The sequence below is a fragment of the Flavobacterium aestuarii genome (assembly GCF_040049115.1).
Lineage (GTDB): Bacteria > Bacteroidota > Bacteroidia > Flavobacteriales > Flavobacteriaceae > Flavobacterium > Flavobacterium aestuarii.
On sequence record NZ_JBDLZZ010000006.1, the window covers coordinates 74,930 to 99,083 of the forward strand.

At 37.3% G+C, this 24,154-nt stretch carries 15 protein-coding genes and 1 tRNA gene; 4 read left to right on the forward strand and 12 right to left on the reverse strand.

Translation table 11 applies throughout. The annotated features are described in order from the left end of the window. The first annotated feature begins 4 nt into the window (after positions 1–4). Both ABEG11_RS08175 and ABEG11_RS08180 read left to right on the forward strand, forming a co-directional pair. The gene (locus ABEG11_RS08175; RefSeq protein ID WP_492764712.1) at positions 5–265 is read left to right on the forward strand and encodes a DUF8694 domain-containing protein; all 261 of its coding nucleotides are present in this window, start codon (positions 5–7) and stop codon (positions 263–265) included. 401 nt (positions 266–666) lie between these two features. Next, positions 667–5,544 carry a DUF8693 domain-containing protein gene (locus tag ABEG11_RS08180; protein ID WP_348823681.1) on the forward strand — a complete coding sequence of 1,626 codons (4,878 nt, stop codon included), beginning with the start codon at positions 667–669 and terminating at the stop codon, positions 5,542–5,544. Positions 5,545–5,619: 75 nt separating this feature from the next. Here ABEG11_RS08180 and bioB read toward each other — a convergent pair whose 3' ends face one another. The 3 genes from bioB to ABEG11_RS08195 form a co-directional block, all read right to left on the reverse strand. Then, positions 5,620–6,705, reverse strand: a complete 1,086-nt coding sequence (bioB, locus tag ABEG11_RS08185; protein ID WP_348823682.1) for a biotin synthase BioB — start codon at positions 6,703–6,705, stop codon at positions 5,620–5,622. 97 nt (positions 6,706–6,802) lie between these two features. Then, a complete protein-coding gene (locus ABEG11_RS08190; protein WP_348823683.1) occupies positions 6,803–7,240 on the reverse strand; it encodes a hypothetical protein in 438 nt (145 codons plus the stop codon). Positions 7,241–7,519: 279 nt separating this feature from the next. After that, entirely contained in the window at positions 7,520–8,464 is a 945-nt protein-coding gene (locus ABEG11_RS08195; protein WP_348823684.1) for a bifunctional riboflavin kinase/FAD synthetase, read from the reverse strand. 253 nt (positions 8,465–8,717) lie between these two features. Here ABEG11_RS08195 and ABEG11_RS08200 point away from each other — a divergent pair, with 253 nt between their 5' ends. Further along, positions 8,718–11,411 (forward strand): zinc-dependent metalloprotease, encoded by a 2,694-nt coding sequence (locus ABEG11_RS08200; protein WP_348823685.1) that lies wholly within the window; start codon positions 8,718–8,720, stop codon positions 11,409–11,411. 46 nt (positions 11,412–11,457) lie between these two features. On the opposite strand, the gene pth is transcribed toward ABEG11_RS08200, so the two are convergent. The 3 genes from pth to ABEG11_RS08215 form a co-directional block, all read right to left on the reverse strand. Then, positions 11,458–12,084 carry an aminoacyl-tRNA hydrolase gene (pth, locus tag ABEG11_RS08205; protein ID WP_348823686.1) on the reverse strand — a complete coding sequence of 209 codons (627 nt, stop codon included), beginning with the start codon at positions 12,082–12,084 and terminating at the stop codon, positions 11,458–11,460. 157 nt (positions 12,085–12,241) lie between these two features. Continuing rightward, complete coding sequence (locus ABEG11_RS08210) at positions 12,242–12,850, reverse strand: 50S ribosomal protein L25/general stress protein Ctc (protein ID WP_348823687.1); 609 nt, start codon at positions 12,848–12,850, stop codon at positions 12,242–12,244. Positions 12,851–12,965: 115 nt separating this feature from the next. Next, entirely contained in the window at positions 12,966–13,907 is a 942-nt protein-coding gene (locus ABEG11_RS08215) for a ribose-phosphate pyrophosphokinase (RefSeq protein ID WP_348823688.1), read from the reverse strand. Positions 13,908–14,196: 289 nt separating this feature from the next. On the opposite strand from ABEG11_RS08215, the gene ABEG11_RS08220 reads away from it, so the two are divergent. Further along, positions 14,197–14,276, forward strand: a tRNA-Leu gene (locus tag ABEG11_RS08220). Positions 14,277–14,435: 159 nt separating this feature from the next. Here the strand turns inward: ABEG11_RS08220 and ABEG11_RS08225 are convergent. From ABEG11_RS08225 to ABEG11_RS08250, 6 genes are all read right to left on the reverse strand, one after another. Then, positions 14,436–15,623, reverse strand: coding sequence for an aldose epimerase family protein (locus tag ABEG11_RS08225; protein WP_348823689.1), 1,188 nt, complete (start codon positions 15,621–15,623; stop codon positions 14,436–14,438). Between the two features lie 409 nt (positions 15,624–16,032). After that, positions 16,033–17,541 (reverse strand): L-arabinose isomerase, encoded by a 1,509-nt coding sequence (gene araA / locus ABEG11_RS08230; protein WP_348823690.1) that lies wholly within the window; start codon positions 17,539–17,541, stop codon positions 16,033–16,035. Between the two features lie 120 nt (positions 17,542–17,661). After that, positions 17,662–18,363 carry an L-ribulose-5-phosphate 4-epimerase gene (locus ABEG11_RS08235; RefSeq protein ID WP_348823691.1) on the reverse strand — a complete coding sequence of 234 codons (702 nt, stop codon included), beginning with the start codon at positions 18,361–18,363 and terminating at the stop codon, positions 17,662–17,664. Next, positions 18,347–20,038, reverse strand: a complete 1,692-nt coding sequence (locus ABEG11_RS08240) for a ribulokinase (protein WP_348823692.1) — start codon at positions 20,036–20,038, stop codon at positions 18,347–18,349. Before ABEG11_RS08240 ends, ABEG11_RS08235 begins: the two co-directional genes overlap by 17 nt. Positions 20,039–20,118: 80 nt before the next feature. Beyond that, positions 20,119–22,101, reverse strand: a complete 1,983-nt coding sequence (locus ABEG11_RS08245) for an alpha-L-arabinofuranosidase family protein (protein WP_348823693.1) — start codon at positions 22,099–22,101, stop codon at positions 20,119–20,121. A gap of 99 nt (positions 22,102–22,200) precedes the next feature. Then, positions 22,201–24,144 (reverse strand): glycoside hydrolase family 97 protein, encoded by a 1,944-nt coding sequence (locus tag ABEG11_RS08250; RefSeq protein WP_348823694.1) that lies wholly within the window; start codon positions 24,142–24,144, stop codon positions 22,201–22,203. Positions 24,145–24,154 lie beyond the last annotated feature (10 nt).

A 24,154-nucleotide genomic window follows, 5' to 3' on the forward strand; every position in this document is an offset into this window, starting at 1 on the left:
CGTTCTGTTTAATTCAGAATGGGATTTTTTTGGCAGAAATTGGAATGAAGTCAAGAATCGTCAGATAAAAATTAATTCGTTTCACGAAAAATTGTCTTCAGTAAAAGTATATGATTTGAAAGGAAGCTTGATTTACGAAAAAAATGAAATAGGGAAAAAGGAATTTATTATACCTCATTTGATCTCAAATGATCAAATTTTGATTATTATGAGTCAATTAAAAGATGGGAAAAGAGTAAGTGATAAGGTTATTTTACGAGAATAAAGTATATCGATTTTTAATTTTTTTTAGAAACCATTCTGTTTATTCAGGATGGTTTTTTTTGTGTAAAATTGTCATGCAGGTATTTCAATTGCGGGGATTTTATTTTGCAGTTTTCTAAAAATAGTCTTCTTTTTTTGTGAATCTGCTTTTTTTAAATACATCTTATTATTAAACTTAATTTGTAAGTAAATATTTTTGTTTAATATAAAAGTGTGTATTTCATCGATAAAAACAATCTTTTATTCGGTTTTTTGAATTTCATTTTTTAGCTTTATGTAACTGTTAGAACTGAGCTTAAAATTCTAAAGCAAACCTTTTTAATAGTTTTTTTGGAATGAAAGAGTTTACATATTTTGTTATTTCAAAAAGAGCCGCTGTATAACAACTCAAGTGTTTTATATATGAAAAGAAGTCTATTTTTAATTGTTAGTTTTTTTTGGTTTGCTCAAATGATTTTTGGACAAACAGCTGCAAGCAGTTATACATTTACTGCCGTACAGGGAGAGTACATTCCCCTTACAGGAGTGCCAGGGGTTGTTGATACTTCATTGCCAGCAACAGCAGATATTGGAGTTTCTTCAGATATTGCCTTGCCTTTTGCATTTACTTTTGCAGGAACAGCTTATTCATCAATAAAAGTTTCGCCAAATGGCTGGATAAGCTTTGGCACAGCTGCTGTTACAGATGCGCAGAATAATACCAACTCAGCTGTAAATGCAGCTGTTGCAAAACCCATGTTGTTTCCTTTATGGGATGACTTGATGTGTACTGTAACACCGCGATATGTTACAACAGGAATTTTTCCTCACAGAAGGTTTAAAGTGGAATGGATCCAGCAAAAATGGAATGCCCAATCCTCTGGCGATACGGTCTCATTTCAGGTTTGGTTTTTTGAAACTACCAATGTAATTGAATTTCTTTATAGTCAAGGAGCCACTGCGGTTGCAAACGGTACGGGAGGCGCTTCGATTGGAATTTATGATACAAATGGAAAATTTTTATCCCTTTCTAATTCAGGATCAAGCCCAACGGCTGATTCCAGCAATTTTACAACTAACATTGCCACGAAGCCTTCAACTGGGCAGATTTACAGATTTACCCCGCCGCCTGCAAGCGGTCTTGAAGCCAGCAAATATTGTTTTACCGCATCATCAGCTGCTTACAGTATTTTAACCGGAACTACAGATGTTGGCGGTATTAGTGCCGCGGCAGATGATGATGTTTCAGATCCGATAACGCTTCAATTTCCTTTTACTTTTGGAAATGGTGTGTATACAGATTTAAAAGTGTCAAGTAATGGCTGGCTCAGTTTTGGAACAGCCACAGCTACTGTTTCTCAGAATTATATAAACAGTGAAACCAATGCTGCAGTTTCAAAACCAATACTCATGCCTCTTTGGGACGATATGAAATGTACAGTAAAACCAAGATATATTACAACAGGTACTGCCCCGAATCGAATATTTAAAATGGAATGGTATAAGCAGCGATGGAATTATCAGGCAGGTGGTGAACAAATTTCTTTTCAGATATGGCTTTATGAAGGTTCCAATAGAATTGAATATTATTACAATCAGGGAGCTAATGCAATAAATGCAGCAACAGCAACTATTGGAATATATGATGCGGCTGGCAGTTATTTGACTTTAAATAATTCGGGATCTAGCCCAACAGCTCAATCTGCGGCTTTTACTGCCACAATTGCTGCTAAACCAGCTTCGGGCCAGATGTACAGATTTACACCACCGCCTATTATAACTTACCCAGGTAACGCTTTTATTGCTATCGGGAAGGTGGCTGTAACCCAATCTGGAGTTACAGGAGGGACATATTCCTCAACACCTGTGGGACTAAGTATTAATTCTTCGACTGGAGAAGTCAATCTGGCAGCAAGTGCTGGAGGAACTTATACTATAGTGTATGCAACACCCAATTGCGCAAATGCTTCTACAATAATGACAATCTTTCCGTTGTTGCCCACTCCAACAGCTACAGTAAATGAAGCTTCATGTGCATCAGGAACTGATGGAGCTATTACTATAACAAATATGAATAACGCAGTAAAATTTATTGCTGCCGACAATGATTATATTGATCTTGGAAGCCCTTTGCTTTCCAACAAAAGTGCCTTTACAATTGAAGGCTGGATAAAGTTCAACCTTGCAGATATTACGGGCAGAATGAGTTTATTTGGACAAAATGATGCTATCGAGTTTGGATTTGCAAATTCAACTACTCTTGAGTTGTGGACTTCAGCGACTGGTGTGGTAACAGCATCATTGCCTGCTTCTTTTGGAGATGGCACTTGGCGTCATATTGCTGTTGTTGGCAATGGTTCAAACATACGGATATATTTGAACGGTGTAAGTGTAACAGTAACGGGAGGAACAGTAAGTACAGCAAATTACGGATCTTCTGCTTTCAGCACAAAAATTGGTAGCGGTGTATACAATAATACTGGCAATTCATTCACTGGACAAGTGCTAAAACTTGGGCTGTATAATACAGCTCTTTCAGCTCAGGCGATATCATCTTTGGCTATTGGGCCAACCACATATTCAGGTTTTGAAGCGGGTATAATTGCAGGTTATAATTTTTTAGTTGGAACAGGAACTACATTATTTTCATATCCTTCTGGAAACAATGGAACTTTTCAGAATTCACCAGAATGGATTGATCCATATAATTATAACTGGCAGAAAAATGGAGGTTCCGTCTTTTCTACATCCAAAAATTTAACGGGATTGTCTCCGGGAAGTTATAAAGTTACGGTTTCGTTAATAGGCGTAAGCAGCCCAAATAGTACGACTTTTGTTGTGGGTTCTGAACCGGTTGTATCTGCAGTGGCAGGTACAAATGCCAACTGTACTGATACTTTTAATGCCAATTGGACAGCATCTTCTGGAGCAATAAATTATTTTCTTGACGTTGCTACAGATGCTGCATTTACAAATTTTGTTACTGGATTCAACAATCGAAACGTAGGAAATGTTACGACCTATGTGGTGACTGGAGTGCCTCCTGGAAATGTTTACTATAGAGTGAGCAAGCAGAGCAGTTGTGGCACAAGTGCTTATTCTAATACAGTTACATACGCTACTTTACAAATAAATTCGCCTACCGCTACTGCTGCAACCGCCGAATTGTGCAATGGATTCACTGCTAATTGGGATACAGTGTCTGGAGCGACAGCTTATTATCTGGACATATCTACTGATCCGTCTTTTAGTACCTATGTTACAGGATATAATAGCGTGAATGTAGGCAATGTAACTTCATTAATAATTACGCCGTTAGCTTCTGGATTTACGTATTATTACAGAGTAAAGTCATCCAATGCTGCTTGTGGTATAGTTGTGACACCTTCAAACGTAATTTCGGTAACAATCAGCAGCGGGCCTACTGCACCAGTGGTTGGGTCAATTCAGCAGATTACTTGTGCTTATCCATCTGCTAGTGTGGTTTTAAGCGGTCTTCCAGCTGGAGATTGGGTGTTAAAACTTAATTCAGGCGAACTATATTCGGGTACTGGCAATACCACTACAATCCCTAATTTGGCACCAGGTACTTATACGGCGTCAGTTTCGGCAGATGTATGTTTCTCTGCAAATTCAGGAAATATTATAATAAACCCCGATCCAATTTCTACTACATCATGGAATGGCACTAGCTGGTCTACGGGATCTCCTACAGTTTTAAAGAGAGTTATCTTTGATGGAGGATCAAGCAATACTTATACAGTTGCTTCTGATTTGAGCATGTGTTCATGCCAAATTAATTCAGGTACCGTTCTCGTTAAATCTGATACAGTATTGTTTGTTGATCAGGGGATTGATATTAACTCGTCTACAAATGTAATATTTGAGAACAGTTCGAGTCTGGTTCAAGGCAGCAGCAATGTAATCAATTCTGGAAATATTACTTATAAGCGCACTACATCACCAATAAAGGACTTTGATTATGTATATTGGAGTTCACCTGTTGCGGGTCAAACACTGGGGCTTTTATCACCTTCTAGCGATAAATATTGGAGTTTTGCCAATGATAACTGGGTGCCTGAAGGTTCAGCCAGCATAATGACAGCTGGGAAAGGTTACATTGCCAGAGTTCCAAGATATAGTACTTCTCAACAGGTAGATTTTATAGGCGTACCCAATAATGGCCCAGTCTCGATTGCAGCGCAAGGCAATTTGAAAGGCAATTTGATTGGAAACCCATATCCATCGGCAATAAATGCGGATTCATTTATAACAGATAATGCATCAGTAATTAATGGTGCCTTATATTTTTGGACACATAATACAGCTAGAGCATTAAATGCTTCGGGTACTGAGTTAGCTTATGATTCAGATGATTATGCATCTTATAATTTTACGGGAGGAACGGCTACAGCAGCAGCGGCTAAAAGTACTGATACTAATGGTGATGGAATTGGCGATGGAGTAGTTCCTACAGGCAGAATTGCTGCTGGACAGTCCTTTATGGTGGTTAGTAAAAATACGAACAATTTTGTATTTACGAATTTAATGAGAATTACAACGGCTGGCGATAATAGTCAGTTTTTTAAAGAAGCCAGTGGCAAAAAAACACAAGCGTTAGAAAAAAACAGAGTCTGGGTGAATTTAACAAACGACGGCGGAGCATTCAAACAATTATTAATCGGTTATATCACTGGTGCTACTAATGATTTTGATAACTTGTATGATGGAATAACGCTTAACGGAAATGCTTTTGTGGATTTTTATAGTATTAATAATTCCGAAAATTATACTATTCAAGGACGTGTATTGCCATTTGATCCAGCCGATATAGTGCCATTGGGTTACAAATCTACTATAGCTGGAGTATTCCAGATAAGTATAGAGAATGTTGATGGCAATCTAGCTAGCCAAGCAATATATCTCGAAGATAAAGTGAATAAGTCTATACATAATCTAAAGAGCGGAACATATTCTTTTACCACAGCAGCAGGAACCTTTAATGATCGTTTTGTACTGCGTTATACGGATACATCATTGGGGACAGATGATTTTAATGCGAGTGGAAAAGGAGTTATTGTATCTACAAAAGAACATCAAGTAAAAATTAACTCTTTTGAGCAGATCATATCTTCTGTTAAAGTGTATGACCTGAAAGGAAGCTTGATCTATGAAAAAAACAAAGTGGATAAAAAAGAATTCATTATCAGTAATCTGGCTTCCAATGATCAGGTACTGGTTGTTGTGACTCAATTGGAAGACGGAAAAAGGATTAGTGATAAAATCATCTTCCGTAATTGATTTTACTATAAATGATAAAAAACAAAGCCCCAGTTTCTTCATGAAATTGAGGCTTTATTTTTTATAATGCAAAATTTATTTTCCTTTTATGGAGACTTCTAAGTTTTTCTCAATTATATGATTCGGACGAGTCCATTTTGGTTTTTCACCCAGAGATTCAAATTTAGAATCTGCAGCTTCCACTGTTGGTCTTTGGGCCGCTTTTTTAAATGGCTTTTGCGGTTTTAATCCTAATAAGGCAAACATTTTCATGTCTTCATTTACATCTGGATTAGGAGTGGTAAGCAGTTTGTCGCCTGCAAAAATCGAATTGGCTCCAGCAAAGAAACACATAGCCTGACCTTCACGGCTCATATTTGTTCTTCCGGCCGATAAACGCACTTGAGTATGTGGCATTACAATTCGGGTAGTAGCAACCATTCGGATCATTTCCCAGATTTCTACAGGTTTTTCATCCTGCATTGGGGTACCTTCTACAGCAACCAAGGCGTTAATAGGCACTGATTCAGGCTGAGGATTCAAGGTAGAAAGAGCTACAAGCATTGCAGCTCTATCTTCAATACTTTCTCCCATTCCAATTATACCACCGCTGCATACCGTAACGCTTGTTTTGCGAACGTTTTCTATAGTTTGCAAGCGATCTTCAAATCCGCGGGTTGAAATCACTTCTTTATAATAATCTTCAGATGTATCTAAATTATGATTGTATGCATAAAGACCAGCTTCGGCTAATCGATGTGCCTGGTTTTCGGTAATCATACCCAAGGTACAGCATACTTCCATATCCATTTTGTTTATGGTGCGCACCATTTCAAGAACCTGGTCAAACTCAGGGCCGTCTTTTACGTTTCGCCAGGCAGCTCCCATACATACACGTGAGGAACCTCCAGATTTAGCTTGAACAGCCTGTTCAGTTACTTGCTCAACAGACATTAAATTGTTTCCTGCAACTCCCGTGTTGTACCTGGCCGCCTGCGGGCAATAGCCACAATCTTCAGAACAGCCACCCGTTTTAATTGAAACCAGCGTAGATACCTGAACTACATTTGGATCATGGTGTTCCCTATGAATAGTTGCTGCTTCAAAAAGCAGATCCATTAGAGGTTTATTATAAATAGCAATTATTTCTTCTTTCGTCCAGTTATGTTTTGTGATACTCATTGATCCTTTATTTTGATGCTTCAAAAGTAATCAAATTGTTATAAAGAACCAACGAACTAGCTTTAAAAAGACATGCCTCTGGTTGTTTAAAAATACATTAATCAGAGACAAATTTGTCGTTATAATACAGCATGAACAGCATGGTGACAATAACCGATGAAGCCATTCCCTCAAAAAACAAAGTCAGGCAATACATATTGATGGCGGGATGACCCCCGAAAAGGAAAGTCTCAGATAAGGTGTGGATATATTCATCACCTCCTCTCATGTAACTATAAATCAATAAACCCAAGATAGACAAAGTTACACCCACTAGCGAAGTTACCAGAGCGGCCAAAGCATTTGGAACAAATTTTTTCTTGCCGTGCGCAATCCTCGATTTTAAGGTATCATTTACGGCATAAATAATAAATGCGATGTTCAAAAGCCTTAAATAGAAAAGGTTGGATAAACCTAAGAATTCCATTAATAGAAAATAAGTTCCAATACATATAAAGATGAAGTACCCATTTTTAATTTCTTTTTTTACTTTCATGATAAACAGTTTTAAAAGTTAGAAATTCAGTATGTTTTTGGGAATCAAGCAGGTTGATATAAATTTACAAAAAAAAACAATGCAAATTTAAAACGATTTCGTTGCTGAAGCTGGTGTCATGAAAAAGTATTGTGCATACAAGTAAATGATGTTTTTATGCATCATGCAATCTATAAAAAGTCTTTCTTTTTGGAGGTTTTACAAGGCAGGATTTCTAAAATATGCCTATCACTATAAACTTAATTGGGATAATGACCGGCTAGAAAAATGGCGGCTTTTCTATAGATTGTCAAAATAAGCCAAAGCCCTATTTTTATCCTGTGCCAATTGCGCTTTTAAATGATCAATCGATTCAAATTTTTCTTCATCCCTGATTCTTTGCAATATAGAAACAGTAATTTTTTGATCGTACAGATCTTCATTAAAATCAAAATAATTAATCTCTATACTTTGACTTTTGCCTTCAACAGTGGGGTTAAAGCCAATATTCATCATTCCTGATACTGTTTTAGAGTCAATAATGCTTTTAATAATGTAAACGCCGTTTTTAGGAATCAGCTTAAAGTTTTCTTCCAATTTTAAATTAGCAGTTGGAAATCCAATAGTTCTGCCTAATTGCCTGCCTTTAACAACAAATCCAGTTAACGGGTAAGCATAGCCCAGATATTCATTGGCCAATGCCACATTGCCTTCATCGAGTGCGTGTCTTATTTTTGTAGAACTCACAGATACTTCTTTTATTTCCTGAGCCGAAATTTCTTCGACCTCAAAATCATATTGCTCACCGAATTTTTTCAGATCGTCAATATTGGCAGTACGGTTGCGTCCGAAACGATGGTCATGACCGATTATTATTTTATGGATATGAAATTTATCGACGAGTATATTTTTTACAAATTCCTCGGCAGTCAATCTGGAAAAGTTTTCGTCAAAAGGATGAATCACCAGGTTTTGAATGCCAATTCGATCTAGCAATGCAATTTTTTCATCAATAGTATTGAGTAATTTGATGTTCGAATCCTCTTGCAAAACCATTCTGGGATGTGGAAAAAACGTAAGGACTAAACTTTCATACTTCCCATTTTGAGTATTTTGGGTTACTTTTTCCAGAATTTTTCGGTGGCCAAAGTGAACTCCATCAAAAGTTCCTAACGTAAGAATTGTTTTTTTTACCGGGGTTCCTGCAATTGTCTGGAAATCGTTTATAGAATGAAAAATTTTCAAAGTGCCTATTTTATTTTTTTGCAAATTTATACTATCTATTTTAAAACTTGGTCAAGTTGTCTCTATTTTTATAAGTGCCAATATTTTAAAATAAAATAATTTCTAAGTTGCTGTATTGTTTATTCATTAATTATTTTGTAATTGTTATAAATCTTTGTTTTTTCGATGGTAAATGAATTAATTTTGTTAACTGATTAATAACGGATAGCAGTTTCTGATGAAGCAGCAAGTTTCACTTAAAAGTATAATAGGTATGAATAGATTGTTTTTTTGCTTGGGGATCTTTACTATTAGTTTTGCAGGATTTTCACAGGTCAATTCTCCATGGAAAGAAACAGGCAATTCCGAAAGAGCAATTTCTCATAAAAACAGCGGTGGCGATAAACGCTTATATACTTTGGATTTGGCTCAATTCAGGCAATCTCTCAAACGTTTGGATTTAAAAGTTAATGGTTCTGCAGGAGTTTCCGTTGGAATTCCTAATAGTGAGGGAAAAATTGAGCAGTTTTTGGTTGTCGAATCGTCAAATTTTGTTCCTGAGCTGCAATTGCAATATCCTGATATACAATCTTATTCCGGAACTGGTATCACTGATGCCAAAGCATCGATAAGCTTAAGTATTTCTCCAAAAAGCGTTCAGGCTATGGTATTAAGAAATGGCAGTGCTTCAGAGTTTATAGATCCCTTGCCGAACAATAGATCTGTTTATGCAGTTTCTTCTTCCAAAATGCGCAAAAAAGGTACATTGCCGTTCAGCTGTAAAACTGTAGATGTTGCTTTAAATAAAGGGCTTGCCAAGAAAGTGTCTCAATTGAAATCAAACAATGCCACTTTTAAGACTATGCGATTGGCTTTGTCCTGTACAGGAGAATATGCACAGTATTTTGGCGGAACAGTCGCTGATGCCCTGGCAGGAATGAATGCTACAATGACCAGGGTCAATGGGATTTTTAATAGAGATCTTGCTATAAAATTATTGCTTATTGCCAATGAGTCCAGTATTATTTATACCAATGCAGCTACTGATCCATATTCAGACTATTTAATTGATGATCCAGATGGTAATGTAACTGATGGGTCCGAAGGGGCTTGGAATCTTGAATTACAATCGACATTGACCTCAAAAATTGGAAATTCTTATTATGATATAGGGCATTTGCTTACTGATTTTGGTGATGGTGGTAATGCTGGCTGTATAGGATGCGTGTGCGATAATCCTTCAGGATCTGATCCTTATGGAAAAGGAAGTGCCTACACTTCTTCTCCAAGCGGAACTCCAGAAGGAGATAATTTTGATATCGATTTTGTTGCTCATGAGCTTGCACATCAATTAGGTGCAAATCACACTTTTTCATACGATGTTGAGGGAACAGGAGTTAGTGTTGAGCCAGGCAGTGGCAGTACAATCATGGGATATGCCGGAACTACTGATTATGATGTGCAAAATCATTCAGATAGTTATTTTGCTTACGCTAGCATTAAACAGATTCAAGATAATCTTGCAGTCAAGAATTGTCCTGTCAGCACGGTGATGGATAGTCAGACGCCTGCTGTAGCGGCAGGATCAGATTATATAATTCCAAAAGGAACTCCTTTTGTTTTAAAAGGAACTGCATCAGATCCTAATGGTAATACTATGACCTATTGCTGGGAGCAGAATGATTCGGCTATTGGTACTGAAAAAGAAGATAATAGTTATGCTTATGGGACAAAAGTTTATGGGCCAAATTTCAGATCATTTTCACCTGCTAGTAATAGCAGCCGTTATTTTCCTGCTTTGAACAGAGTGCTGGCGGGTCAATTGAGTACTTCTTGGGAATCGGTTTCTACCATTGGAAGAGATCTTAATTTTGTTTTTACCGTCAGAGACAATGCGGTTTCAGGTTTAGCGCAAACAAATTCAGATGCTATGAAAGTTACCGTAGATGGCAATAAAGGGCCATTTGCTGTTACTTCACAGAATACTGGCGAGAGCTGGGTTTTAGGCTCGGCACAAACTATTGTTTGGAATGTAAGCGGTTCTAATTTGCTATCTGGTGCTGGCAATGTAAATATTAAACTTTCAACAGATGGCGGGCTTACTTTCCCAATAGTACTTGCTTCCAATACTCCTAATGATGGCTCCGAGTTGATTATGGCTCCAATGACTGCTGCCAAGAATTGCAGGATTTTGATAGAGCCTGCAGGAAATGTTTTTTATGCAGTAAATAGTGCGCCCTTTTCATTGGGCTATAGTGTTGAAACTACTTGTAATATGTATGGGTTTTCACCGCCTTATGCGATACCTGAGTCAAATACTTATGCTGAAAAAACTATTGAGGTTCCAGCTGTTAATGGTGAAATTACCGATGTTAATTTTAATCTTAGTTTTAATCATACCTACATGTCTGATGTTCAAATTGATATAATAAGTCCAAACGGGACTATTGTAAAGCTGTTTGATAAATCGTGTGGTGGGATAAATGGTAGTGTGGTTTTGACGTATGATGATCTGGGTGGCGAATTAAGCTGCGGGAAAATAAGCAGTCAAACTGTTTATCCTGCCAGTGTTTTATCTGTTTTCAATGGGGAGAATCCTCAGGGGACTTGGAAATTAAGATTCAGGGATACTGGCGTTGGTGATTCTGGTACAATAACAGCCGCGTCTATACAGATCTGCTCGAGTACTTATGCTTCTCTGTCTGTGGCAAGTAATGAAATTAATAATTTTGTATTGTTTCCTAATCTTAATAAAGGGAATTTTACTGTTTTGTTTAAAAGTACTAATAATAGTGATATTCGAGTTTTTGTCTGTGATATGCTGGGCAGGACGATTTATGATAAAAAGTTTAAAAACACGCATGATATCAATCAATCGGTTCAGCTCAATAATGTAGGCAAGGGAACATATATTGTCACTGTTGAAGATGGTGACCGAAAAGGAGTTTCTAAGATTATAGTAAATTAAAACTGATTATATAACAGAAAAGAGAGAGACAAGCATCTCTCTCTTTTTATTTTCCATTAAATGCTGTCATTGTGTTTTCTGCACCTGCTGTTCCAAATGATTTTATAATTTCGGAAGCGACTTCAAGCCTTTCGGGAAGTTTAGCTTTTTCGTTGTCGTCCCAGTCTCCTAAAACATAATTTACCTGCTGGCCTTTTTTAAACTCATCGCTGATGCCAAATCGGAAACGGGTATATTCTTGGGTATTCAAAACAAGATTGATGTTTTTAAGTCCATTATGACCTCCATCGCTTCCTTTTTTTCGGATGCGGATGGTTCCGAAAGAAAGGTTCAGATCATCTGTTATAATCAATATGTTTTCGAGCGGAATATTTTCTTTGTCCATCCAGTATTTTACGGCTTTGCCACTCAAATTCATATAGGTATTGGGCTTGAGCAGTAAAAAGGTTCTGCCTTTGAATTTGTATTCGGCTAGTGCACCCAATTTTACGGTTTCGAATGAAAGTCCTTCTTTTTTGGCTAGGAAATCCAGAACCTTAAACCCAATGTTGTGTCGGGTGTTTACATATTCGGAGCCGATGTTGCCCAGGCCTACAATTAAAAATTTCTTCATGTTGTCTGTGTTCTCTGCTGTTTTTGGTGATGAAAACAGGTTTTGTATCCATTTTATCATCGTGCAAAAATAGTATAAAAACAGTAAAGAGTAAAGAACAAAAAATATACAAAGCCATAAAACCTGACTAGCCTCCGAGAGTGCCTGATCTTTCGCTTCATGTAAAAAAAAAGCACCAACCTTTTGATTGATGCTTTTGATATAGGTTGAAAAAGTATTATTTTTTCTTTTTTGCAGGTGCTTTTGCAGCTTTTGCAGCTTCTTGAGCAGCTTTCATAGCCGCACGAGAGATCTTCACTTGACAAATTACTGTATTGTCTGGGTGCATGATTTTGAAGTTTGGCGTTGGCACTTTAGTAACATATAATTTGTTACCCATGTCAAGAGGCGTGATGTCAGCTTCAACGAAATCTGGAAGATTTTTTGGTAAAGCTTTTACTTTCAATTTACGGTTGTTCAAACGTAAATCTCCACCTGCCATAACACCTTTTGAGTTACCAATGATTTTTACTGGAACTTCAATAGTGATTTCTTTGTCATCGTGGATTTGAAAGAAGTCAATGTGTAAAATTTTGTCAGATACCGGGTGTACTTGGATATCTTGTAAAACAGCGTTGAATGATTTACCGTTTCCAAGCTCAATCACAACTGTGTGTGCGTTTGGAGTGTAAACCAGGTTCTTGAAAGCTATAACTTCCGCTGAAAAATGAACTGCCTGACTTCCTCCGTATAATACGCAAGGAACCAATCCAGCATTACGTAAGGCTTTAGTAGCTGCTTTGCCCACGCTTTCTCTTTCTGATCCTTTAATTGTAATCGATTTCATTGTAAAAATTTATATAGTTATTAAATATACTTGTTTTAGGCAATAAGCTTTACGCTTTATGCTAAGGTAATAATCAATGCTTAAAGCTTAAAGCCTGCAGCATAATGCTCTTTTATTACATTAAAAACTTCCCGCTGATCGAATTGTTGTGGTGTACCATGTACATTACTTCGGCAAAAAGAGGTGCACAGCTTACTACTCTAATTTTATCAGAATGTTTTTTTAATGGAATAGAATCAGTTACGATTAGTTCCAGTAATTTTGAATTTTCTATTTTTTCGTAAGCACCTCCGGATAAAATAGCATGCGTACAGATTGCTCTAACGCTTAATGCTCCTTTTTCGATCATTAAATCGGCAGCTTTTGCTAATGTTCCTCCTGTGTCAATCATGTCATCTACTAAGATTACATGTTTGCCTTCAACAGTTCCGATAAGTTCCATCGTTTCGATTACGTTGGCTGCTTTTCTTTGCTTGTAGCAGATAACTACTTCGGAATTCAGGAATTTAGAATAAGCATAAGCTCTTTTTGATCCTCCCATGTCTGGAGAAGCAATTGTTAAATTGTCAAGGCCTAAACTTTCTACGTATGGCAAAAAGATAGTGGATGCAAATAGATGGTCTACTGGTTTCTCGAAGAAACCTTGTATCTGATCTGCATGCAGATCCATTGTCATTATTCGTGTTGCTCCAGCGGCATCCAGTAAATTGGCTACCAGTTTTGCTCCAATCGGTACTCTTGGTTTGTCTTTTCTGTCTTGTCTTGCCCAGCCAAAATAAGGAATTACAGCAGTAATATGTCTTGCTGATGCACGCTTTGCTGCATCAATCATTAATAACAGTTCCATTAAATTATCTGCAGTTGGAAACGTTGAGCAAACTATAAATACACGCAATCCTCGAATTGATTCTTCATAGGATGGCTGAAATTCCCCATCGCTGTATGTTGACATAGTCATTTTGCCCAATGGGATTCCGTATTCTTTTGCAATTTTCTCTGCAAGATATTCACTTTTTGAACAAGCAAAAATTTTAGCTTCTGGTTCTAGGTGTGACATTTAATTTGTTTTTTATTCCGCTGCACTCCCATACAGTTTGGCTATTGTGTTTATCAACAGCATAAAAGTGTGTATTTGCCTCGGGTGTAGTTAGTTGTGTGTATCGTTTTTAGCGAGGTGCAAATTTATAAAATTAATTCAACTCTGAAAGGAAAAATTTAAGTATTTTTATTAGAATGTTTAATTTTTTTTTCTACATTTGCACCGTGTTAAAGAAAAAGATAATTGTTAATGCACTTTATCTCTTTATTGCGTTGAAATAATTGTTTATTATTTCATGTCTAGCTAAGCCCGGATGGCGGAATTGGTAGACGCGCTGGTCTCAAACACCTGTGGGAAACCGTGCCGGTTCGACTCCGGCTCCGGGTACAAAAACCGCTTCGAAAGAAGCGGTTTTTTTGTTTATATGCATAAAAAAACCTCAGAAGCATTAGCGGCTGAGGTATTTAAGACTGACTTTCGCCAGCCTGTAAACTAGATATCTAATTAAATAACCAAATTTTTTATGTATAGCTAGTATTTTATCAATTACTTGACTGAAAACTTAAAAGTAGTTTTCGTTTTATAATTTTCTCCTGGATCTAATACAGTAGTAGGGAAATCTTTTTGGTTTGGAGAATCTGGGTAATGCTGTGTTTCAAGACAAAAACCAGTTCTGTGCGCATACGTTCCGCCATTTCTCATTGGTAAAGTTCCGTCAAGGAAGTTACCAGAGTAGAATTGAATTCCAGGCTGATCTGTATACACTTCCAACAGCCTTCCGTTTGCAGGATAGTAAGCTGAAGCTACTAAACGCTCTCCTTTTCCTTGGTTATTTAAAACCCAACAGTGGTCATAACCCAATCCTTTTTTCAATTGGTCATCACTTGCATTGATTTCTTTGCCAACCAATTTTGGTTTTCTAAAATCAAATGGAGTATTGGTTACATCTGTCAATTTGCCTGTTGGAATAAGAGTAGCATCTACAGGAACTAATTTATCAGCATCAATAGTGATTTCATGATCCAGAATCGGTTTTGTAAAATCAGAGGATAAGTTGAAATACGAATGCTGTGTTAGATTAACAACCGTTTTCTTGTCGGTAGTCGCTTCATAAAGCACGTCCAGTGCATTGTCTTTGTTCAATGTATAAGTAACAAAAACAGTCAGGTTACCAGGATAACCTTCTTCCATGTCTTTGGCTACGTATTTTAATTTTAAAGAAGCAGTATCGCCTCCTTTTGCCTCTTCAGCAGTCCAAACCACTCTGTGGAAACCTTCTGGCCCTCCGTGCAGCGCATTTGGGTCATTATTGATGGCTAACGAGTATTGTTTTCCGTCCAAAGTGAATTTACCTTTAGCAATACGGTTACCAAATCTTCCGATTAATGCTCCAAAGTATGGATTGGCTTTCTGGTATTGTTCCAATGAATTAAAACCAATTACCACTTCTTCCGATTTACCTGCTTTATTTGGTACTTTCAAGGAAGTGATAATACCACCATAGGTGATGATGTTTACTTCCATTCCTTTTTGGTTTTTCAGGGTGTAACGGTCTATCTGTTCTCCTTTTTCGGTTTCACCATATACCGTCTTTGCTATAGATACAGAATCTGCAGCCTTAACCTCTTGAGCAGTTCCAGCTGCTTCCTCTTTTTTCTCTCCTTTGCATTGTACATTCATACTTACTAAACTTAAAATGGAAATTCCATAAACACAACGTTTTACTAGATTCATATAATTTTATTTTTTTTGGTTTAATACTTTATACAAAAACATTCAATTTTTGCTTCTCAGTTTGATAAAGCTATTGCCATATCATAAAAATAAGAAACTTCATAATAAAAGAATACTTAGTCTGGAAAATTTTAACAATAATTAATGATTTCCGATTTTAATTTACCAAGTACACCAAAACTATTTTTATATTTTTAATTATATTGTTATGGGCATAATCCTTAATTTAAAATCAGGAAAACACTTAGCTAGGTAATTTTCGGTAAAATAATCTCTATATTCTAACGAAATTACTCCTGCAGGATTTTGGGGATCCTGCAGGAGGTTAACTTAAACCAACATATTTCAAAGGAAAAGTGTGATCAGATATTGCTATCATTCACAATTAACCATTGCCATTTACAATTATTTAAAGCTTATGCTGAAACAAATGGAAATAAGCTTCATTAGCATTAATAGTATCTTTGAAATTGCGGATAGTTGTATTAGCATCGATTACTAATAATTCGATACCAGCAATATCAGCGAAATCTTCCATAAATTCAGTAGTCACCGCTTGGCTGTAAACAGTATGGTGCGCACCTCCGGCAAGAATCCAGGCTGTAGCTGCTATATCCAAGTTTGGCTTGCAGTCCCATAATACGCGTGCTACTGGAAGTTTTGGCAATTCAGCCATCGGTTTCACAGCAGTTACTTCATTTACAATTAATCTGAAACGTGTTCCCATATCTACCAATGATACGTTAATTGCATCACCAGCAGGAGAATTAAATACCAAACGAGCTGGATCTTCTTTACCGCCAATTCCTAATGGATGTACTTCACAAGATGGTTTTCCATCAGCAATAGAAGGACAGATTTCCAACATGTGTGATCCTAAAACGTATGATTTTTGTGGAGTGAAGTGGTATGTATAATCTTCCATGAATGAAGTTCCTCCTTCAAGGCCAACATTCATAACTTTCAAAGCTCTTACCATTGCAGCCGTTTTCCAGTCTCCTTCACCACCAAAACCGTAACCATCAGCCATCAAACGCTGTGTTGCAATTCCAGGAAGCTGTTTCCATACTCCTAAGTTTTCAAATGTATCTGTAAATGCTCCAAAACCTCCTTCTTCAAGGAAAGCTCTTAGGCCTAATTCAATTTTTGCTGCATCGACCAAAGACTGTCTTTGTGCTCCGCCTTCTAAAAGAGATGGAGTCAGGTTGTAAGAAGCCTCATAAACTGCTAATAAATCAGCTAATTGTGCATCTGTTACTTTCTCAATATGTTTTGTCACATCTGATGAATCATATCCGTTTACAGATACTCCAAAACGCAATTGCGCTTCTACTTTATCTCCTTCTGTAACCGCAACTTCACGCATATTGTCACCAATACGGGCTACTTTTAAGTTTTGTAATTCGTTCCAGCCCAAAGCAACTCTTGTCCAGTTTCCTAATTTTGTCAAAACGCGCTCTTCCTGCCAGTGTCCTACTATTACTTTGCGTTTTTTACGCATTCTTGACATCATAAAACCAAATTCTCTGTCTCCGTGAGCTGATTGGTTCAAGTTCATGAAATCCATATCAATACTTGCCCATGGAATTTCGGCATTGTATTGTGTGTGTAAGTGGCACAATGGTTTGTTTAAAATACTCAAACCGCCAATCCACATTTTTGCAGGCGAAAAAGTATGCATCCAAGTGATGATCCCAATACAGTTTTTGTTTGAATTAGCTTCTAAGCACAAATCCAATACCTGTTTTGGTGATTTCAAAGTGTCTTTACAAACCACTTTTACTGGAATCTGAGAAGCTTCATCAAATCCTTTTGCCATAATTGCAGCGTGTTCTGCAACTTTTAATAACGTTTCTGGTCCGTATAATTCCTGGCTTCCTACTACAAACCATACTTCTTTTTGAGATATGTCTATCATTATATTTTTTGTTTAATCGTTTATTTGTTTAATTGTTGAACTGTAAAATTTGTTTAATCGGTAAATCGTTTAATCGGGGAATCGATTCAACAGTAAAACGATTCACCGAATAAACAGTCGTTACTGTCCGTAATACGAATCCTTACCGTGTTTGCGTTCGTAATGTTTCTTGATCAAAGAATCTTTTAATCGCGGTGCATTAGGATTAATCTGCAGCGTCAGGTAAGCCATTTCGGCAACCACTTCAAGTACCTTAGAGTTGTAAACAGCTTTGGCGGCATTTTTTCCCCAGGAAAAAGGACCGTGATTTCCAATCAGAACCATTTCAGTTTCTTCGTATGAAAGATTTTTTTCTTTGAAACAATCCAAAATTTGGATACCCGTATTATGCTCGTAGTTTCCTTCGATTAAGCTGTCATTCATTGGGGCAGCACAGGGGATATCGGAGGTTAGGTGGTCGGCATGGGTGGTTCCAAAAATCGGAATGTCTCTTTGGGATTGTGCCCACGCTACAGAATAGGTAGCATGAGTATGTGCAACACCGCCAATGTTTGGCCAGTTTTTGTATAAATAAGCATGCGTTTTAGTATCCGAAGAAGGGCGAAGGCTTCCTTCGATAATATTATTGTCAAAATCGACAATAACGATATCTTCTGGTTTTAAGTCTTCGTAAGAAACACCGCTTGGCTTGATGGCAAAAACACCTTTTTCGCGGTCAACCGCACTTACGTTACCAAAAGTATAAACTACCAGATTCAATGCATTCAGCTGCATGTTGGCTTCGTAACACTCTTGTTTTAAATCTTTATACTGTGAACTCATTTTTTCTTTTTTTAATAGATGGATCAGCATATGCACTTAATTGGTCATAAGCTAAAAGCAGTTTGTTATAAGCGGCCACTTTGTCAAGCTGCGGTGTATACTCGCTTTCAAAAGGGCTTCCCATTTTTTGAGCAGCTTCGATTACGTTTGGATAAATTCCGGCAGCAACGGCAGCATAAATAGCAGCTCCCAATGCAGGTGCCTGATCAGATAAAGCTACTTTGATTGGTTTGTTCAATACATTTGCCAAAGTCTGCATGATAAATGGCGATTTACGGGCAACACCGCCAATACCGATTACGGTATCAATACGAACGCCTTCTTCTTCAAAACGATCCACGATTTTTTTAGAACCAAAACAAATCGCATTTACTAATGATTTGAATACATGCGGTGCTTTTGTCCCTAAGGATAAGTTTGATATCGCGCTTTTAACTTCCTGATTAGCGTCTGGAGTTCGTCGTCCGTTGATCCAGTCTAATGCAACTGGTATGCTTTCTGATAACGGAATTTTTTCTGCTTCGGCAGTTAACTGAACGATTAATTTATCGCTGATTTCAGCTTTCAATTGTGCTTTTTGCTCTTCGTTCAATAGAGTAGAAGAGGAAAGCAGATTTTCAGTTGGCCATAACAAAAGTTCTTTATACCATGCCAATACATCTCCAAAAGCTGATTGTCCCGCTTCCAGTCCTATATAACCTGGAATTACTGACCCGTCAACTTGTCCGCAGATTCCGCGAACAGTTTTTGTTCCGATAGATTCTTTAGTATCAACAATAATATCACAAGTTGAGGTTCCCATTACACGAACCAAAGTGTGTTCGTCTATTTTTGCTCCCACAGCTCCTGAATGTGCATCAAAAGTTCCAACTGCGATAACAGTATCAGTAGAAAGACCTAATCGGTCAGCCCACTCTTTGTTTAAATTTCCAGCAACTAAATCGGATGTATATGTTTCCTCATATAATTTTCCGCGTAGAGTTGCCAAATATGGGTCTAGTTTTTCCAAAAACTCAACTGGTGGCAAACCATTCCAGTCTTCATGCCACATTGCTTTGTGACCTGCAGCACAGCGGCTTCTTTTGAAAGTTTTTAAATCTTTATCGTCAATCAATAAATAAGTCATTAAATCGCAATGTTCCATCCAAGTGTAAGCGGCTTTTTTTACAGCTTCGTCTTCTCTGGCAACATGTAAAATTTTGGCCCAAAACCATTCTGATGAATAAATTCCTCCTTCATATTTAGTAAAATCTTCTCCGCCCCAGCTGGCTGCTAACTCATTAATTTCATTCGCTTCATTGATAGCAGTATGGTCTTTCCATAAAACCATCATGGCATTTGGATTATGTTCAAAACCTTTTGTCAAAGCTAGTGGTGTTCCATCTTCGGCAACTGGTACTGGTGAAGATCCTGTAGTATCTATACAAATGCTTCTAATAAGAGAAGGATCTACTTTACTGTTTTCGACTACATATTTTATGGTAGTTTCTAACCCTTCGATATGATCCAAAGGATGCTGGCGAAACTGATTTATAGAGGCATTACAATATTCTTTGTTTTTCCATCGCTTGTAGTCACAAACGCTGGATGCTAATTCCTGCCCGTTTTCAGTATCAATCAATACAGCGCGAACTGAATCTGAGCCATAGTCTAATCCTATTACATAATTTTTCATCACAATTCTTTTTATATGTACAAATATATATAATTATTTAATAAGTGTATAAAAAACACTTAATTTATTTTAAGATAAATTTATTTTAATTTTAACTTCAGAACAGTTACCGAATAAGCGGGTACGCTTAACGGCGCTTTTTCGCCTTTCAGTGTATATGCAGATTCTTTCGGGCTGATATTTTTAGGCGAAACAAATGAGTTTTCGTCAGTTGTATTCGGGCTTGTAAGTGTAATAACAGTTCCTTTAGATTGTAATTTACTGCCTTTCAGATCAATATTTAAGTCTTGCGCTTTTGCAGCAGTGTTTACTATTTTTACAATAACTTCTTTGGTATTTGCATCTTTTACTGCCGATGCAAATAAATCGTTTTGACCAGTTACTGCTTTTCCATCTTTGGTGATAGCTAATAAATCGGTTCCTTTATTGTTAGCGAACAGCTTTTGTACATAGTAATTTGGCGTACCAAAAGACTCCAGATTATTAAACCAGATCATATCCGGTGTCCATTGCCAGCCTTCTTCGTGAGCAAATAATGGAGCATAGGAGGTAAGGTGAACTACTTCGGCGTTGCGTTCCATTCCAGTCATAAAAGCGGCTTCAGAGAAAGCACATTCCCAGCTGTTTTTGTTGTCAGGACTTGCAATGGCTACCGTCTGTGCAGCATATTCTCCTGCGAAAATTTTTGGTCCTTTACGGTCATAATTATCATAACGTGTTGCGTTTTCTCTAAACCATTTTGGATCTTTATAATAATGCTCATCTACGATTTCGGCGTTCAGTTTTTTAAGTTCTGAATGCGCATATTCAAAGTAATCTCCTTCCGGGAATGGTCCGCTTCCTGAAACAATTGTGATTTCCGGGTGTTTTGCTTTGATTGCTTTTTCAAATACTTTGTAACGCTCGATATAATCTGTACCCCACTGTTCGTTTCCTACTCCAATAAATTTCAGGTTAAACGGTTTTGGGTGTCCCATATTGGCACGTACTTTTCCCCAAGGAGTATCTACACTTCCGTTGGCAAATTCAATTAGGTCAATTGCGTCCTGCACATATGGATCCAATTGATCCATTGGTACTAATTCTCCAGTATTGAACTGGCAGGCCATTCCACAGCTTAAGATTGGCAGGGGAGAAGCTCCAATATCTTCGGATAATTGAAAATATTCATAAAATCCCAATCCAAATGACTGAAAATAATCAGGTGTTGGTTTGTGTCCAAATTCCATATTCCAGCGGTTAACCAAGATTTCTCTATCATCAACCTGACCAACCGTTTTTTTCCATTGATAACGCTCTACCAAAGTTCTTCCCTCAACAATACAGCCGCCTGGGAAACGCAGGAAACCAGGTTTCATGTCATATAACAGCTGAACTAGATCTTTACGAAGACCATTTTTACGGTTATTCCAAGTTTCTTCTGGGAATAATGAAATCATGTCCAGATCAATAGTTCCAGTTCCTTCAAATGTAAAACGCAGTTTGGCTTTTGCTTCTGTAGCAGTTGGGATAAGCTGCGCAGTGTATTCTTTCCAGTCTGAAGCTGTAGGGATTATGCTCGTTTCGCCTAAAATTTTATTATCTTTTCCGATGAATTGAATAATTATCTTCGAAATGTTTCCTGCTTCTTTGGATGCTTTTAGAGTCAGATTGTATTTTGCTCCGCTTTTAATTCCCATTCCTCTGAAACCTTCATTGATGATTTCATAGCCTTTGGCATCTTTTACCGTTATACGGCAATAATTATGATTGGTTCCTTTTTTTGAAAATTGAACAGGAACAGCAATCCCGGATTCGGTATTGAAATTATGTCTGTCACTTTTTGGCTGTTTCCACCCCATCAAAGGATCATCAAACTCAAAAGAACGGTTTTTTACCATTTCGGCATACAAACCTCCATCGGCAGCAAAGTTGATGTCTTCAAAAAAGATTCCATACATTGTGGGCTGGATCTTGGTAATAGTTTTGCTGGTATTTACTTCGAGAGTTGTCTGTGCCTGCGAATACAATCCATTTAACAGAAGACCGCAAAGGGTTATTTTGGTGATTAAATTTGTTTTCATTTTTTTATTCTTTTAGGGTTTAATACTTAAAGCTTTGAAAAACTTTAGACTAATATATTCTTGTTAGATTCTAGAAGTTTGACATTTTTTCAATCTGAATTAATTTGTCAAAATCACACCGCCATCTGGTTCAATTGTTAATGACGTTTCGCCGTTTTTATTAATTTTTGTTTTTTTCATTTCTGGTCTGTTTCCTTTTTCATCAGAGTAATAGCTAATTTCTTTATCTGCGAGCATTGGCAGTTTTACTTTTACTTTTAAGGTTTCTTTGGTGGCGTTTATCCCCACAACATACCATTTGTCATTATGTCTTCTGGCCAATATGCAGTATTTTCCAGGATAGCCGTCTATATAACGGGTTTCATCCCAAGTGGTAGGTACTTTTTTCATAAAGTCAATTGCAAATGAAGGTGCATCTGTCAAATTGTTTGGAGCAATGGCAAACATTTGTACCGAACTTTGAAACAATACCGCTGTGGCTAACTGGAAAACATCGCCGGTTATTCGTGTAGTGCCTCCGTCATTTGTTTTATTGTGTCTTTTGTTCAATAAAACAGGACCAAACTCCATAGAGCCAACCGCGTTTCTAATAAAAGGATGCAATGAAGCGCTGAATGCCTCAAGGTCGTTTGAACGCTGTGTGAAAATTAAATTTTCGGAAGCTAAAACTGCTTCACTGCTTACATAGTTTGGATACATTTTTTCCCAGCCTCTAGGAAGGGTACAGCCATGGAATATTATCATTAGCCCATATTCATTAGCATCAGATAAAATGTCTTCGTAAAGTTTAATTGTTTCCTGCTTATCACCGCCAAAGAAATCTACTTTTAAGCCTTTTACACCATTCTCTTTTAACCATTTCATTTCTTTCTTTCTGGCAATCGAATTGTTCATGCGGTATTTTGCACCTTGCGGAGCGTCATTCGATGCCCCGTTTGAATTATACCATAGAAAAATATCTACTCCTTTGGATTGTGCATATTTAAATAAAGCAGGCAAACGGTCCTGACCAATCTGCTTATCCCAAAGCCCGTCTATCAGCACATACTCATAGCCCATAGCTGCTGCCAAATCAATGTATTTAACCTGATCTTCGTAATTGACACTGTTGTCCTGCCACATAATCCAGCTCCAGGTGCTTCGGCCAAATTTATATTTTTGAGAAGGCTCGTAAAGTGGTTTTACAACATCAAAAGGCACTGTTGTTTCTACAATTGGCTTGAGATTGTCTCCAACTGTAATCGTGCGCCAAGGGGTTTCTCCAGGAAGAGTCATTGCTGGTTTTGGAGTACCATTGCCATTGTTTTCCTGTGCGTTAGGAAATGCTATCGAATAAACGCCATCTTTGGTCCCGTCACTCAGATGGGATCCGCAGTATGAACTGTTAACTCCCGTTTCTGAAACTAAAGCCCAGCCGTTATTAGCAACATGAAAAAGCGCAGGGAAAGTATATCCTTCTCCGTATTTTGATGGTGTTCCTATTGGTTCATCAGCAATATATTCTTCTTCATAACTCGGTTTTGTGCGCATCCAGCCAATCATTGGTGTGGCTTGCGGTGTTAAAAAAGTGGTGGTGTTCTGAGCGAAGTTAAATGCTGTAATCTCTTTCTCAACAACGCAGCAGGCGGTTTCGCCTTCCTGAGGCAGCGAATATTTAAAAGCAACATCATTATTTGCTACTCTGAAAATAAAATCAATATGCTGTTTTTTTTCATTGCTCAAAGTGAAAACAATTTCTTTTGCCTGATAATGAACTGAAGAAACTTTTATTTTGTCCAGTTCATATTTTTCATCAATAGTGTTTTCTTTGGCGACAGCAAATGTTATCCCTTTTGAAAAATCGCCATGGTTGGTTATAAGTCCTAAAGGAGATTTTTCGACCAGTACTTTTTTATTGTATTCTACAGAATAAGAGGGAATACCCTGATCTATAAAGAAATTCAATAGTAATTTACCATCCTGAGATGTAACCGTTTTTATCTGTCCTATCGCAAAGATTGGCAGCAAAAGAAAAAATAAGGTGTTTTTAATTAAATTATACATATTTTAATTT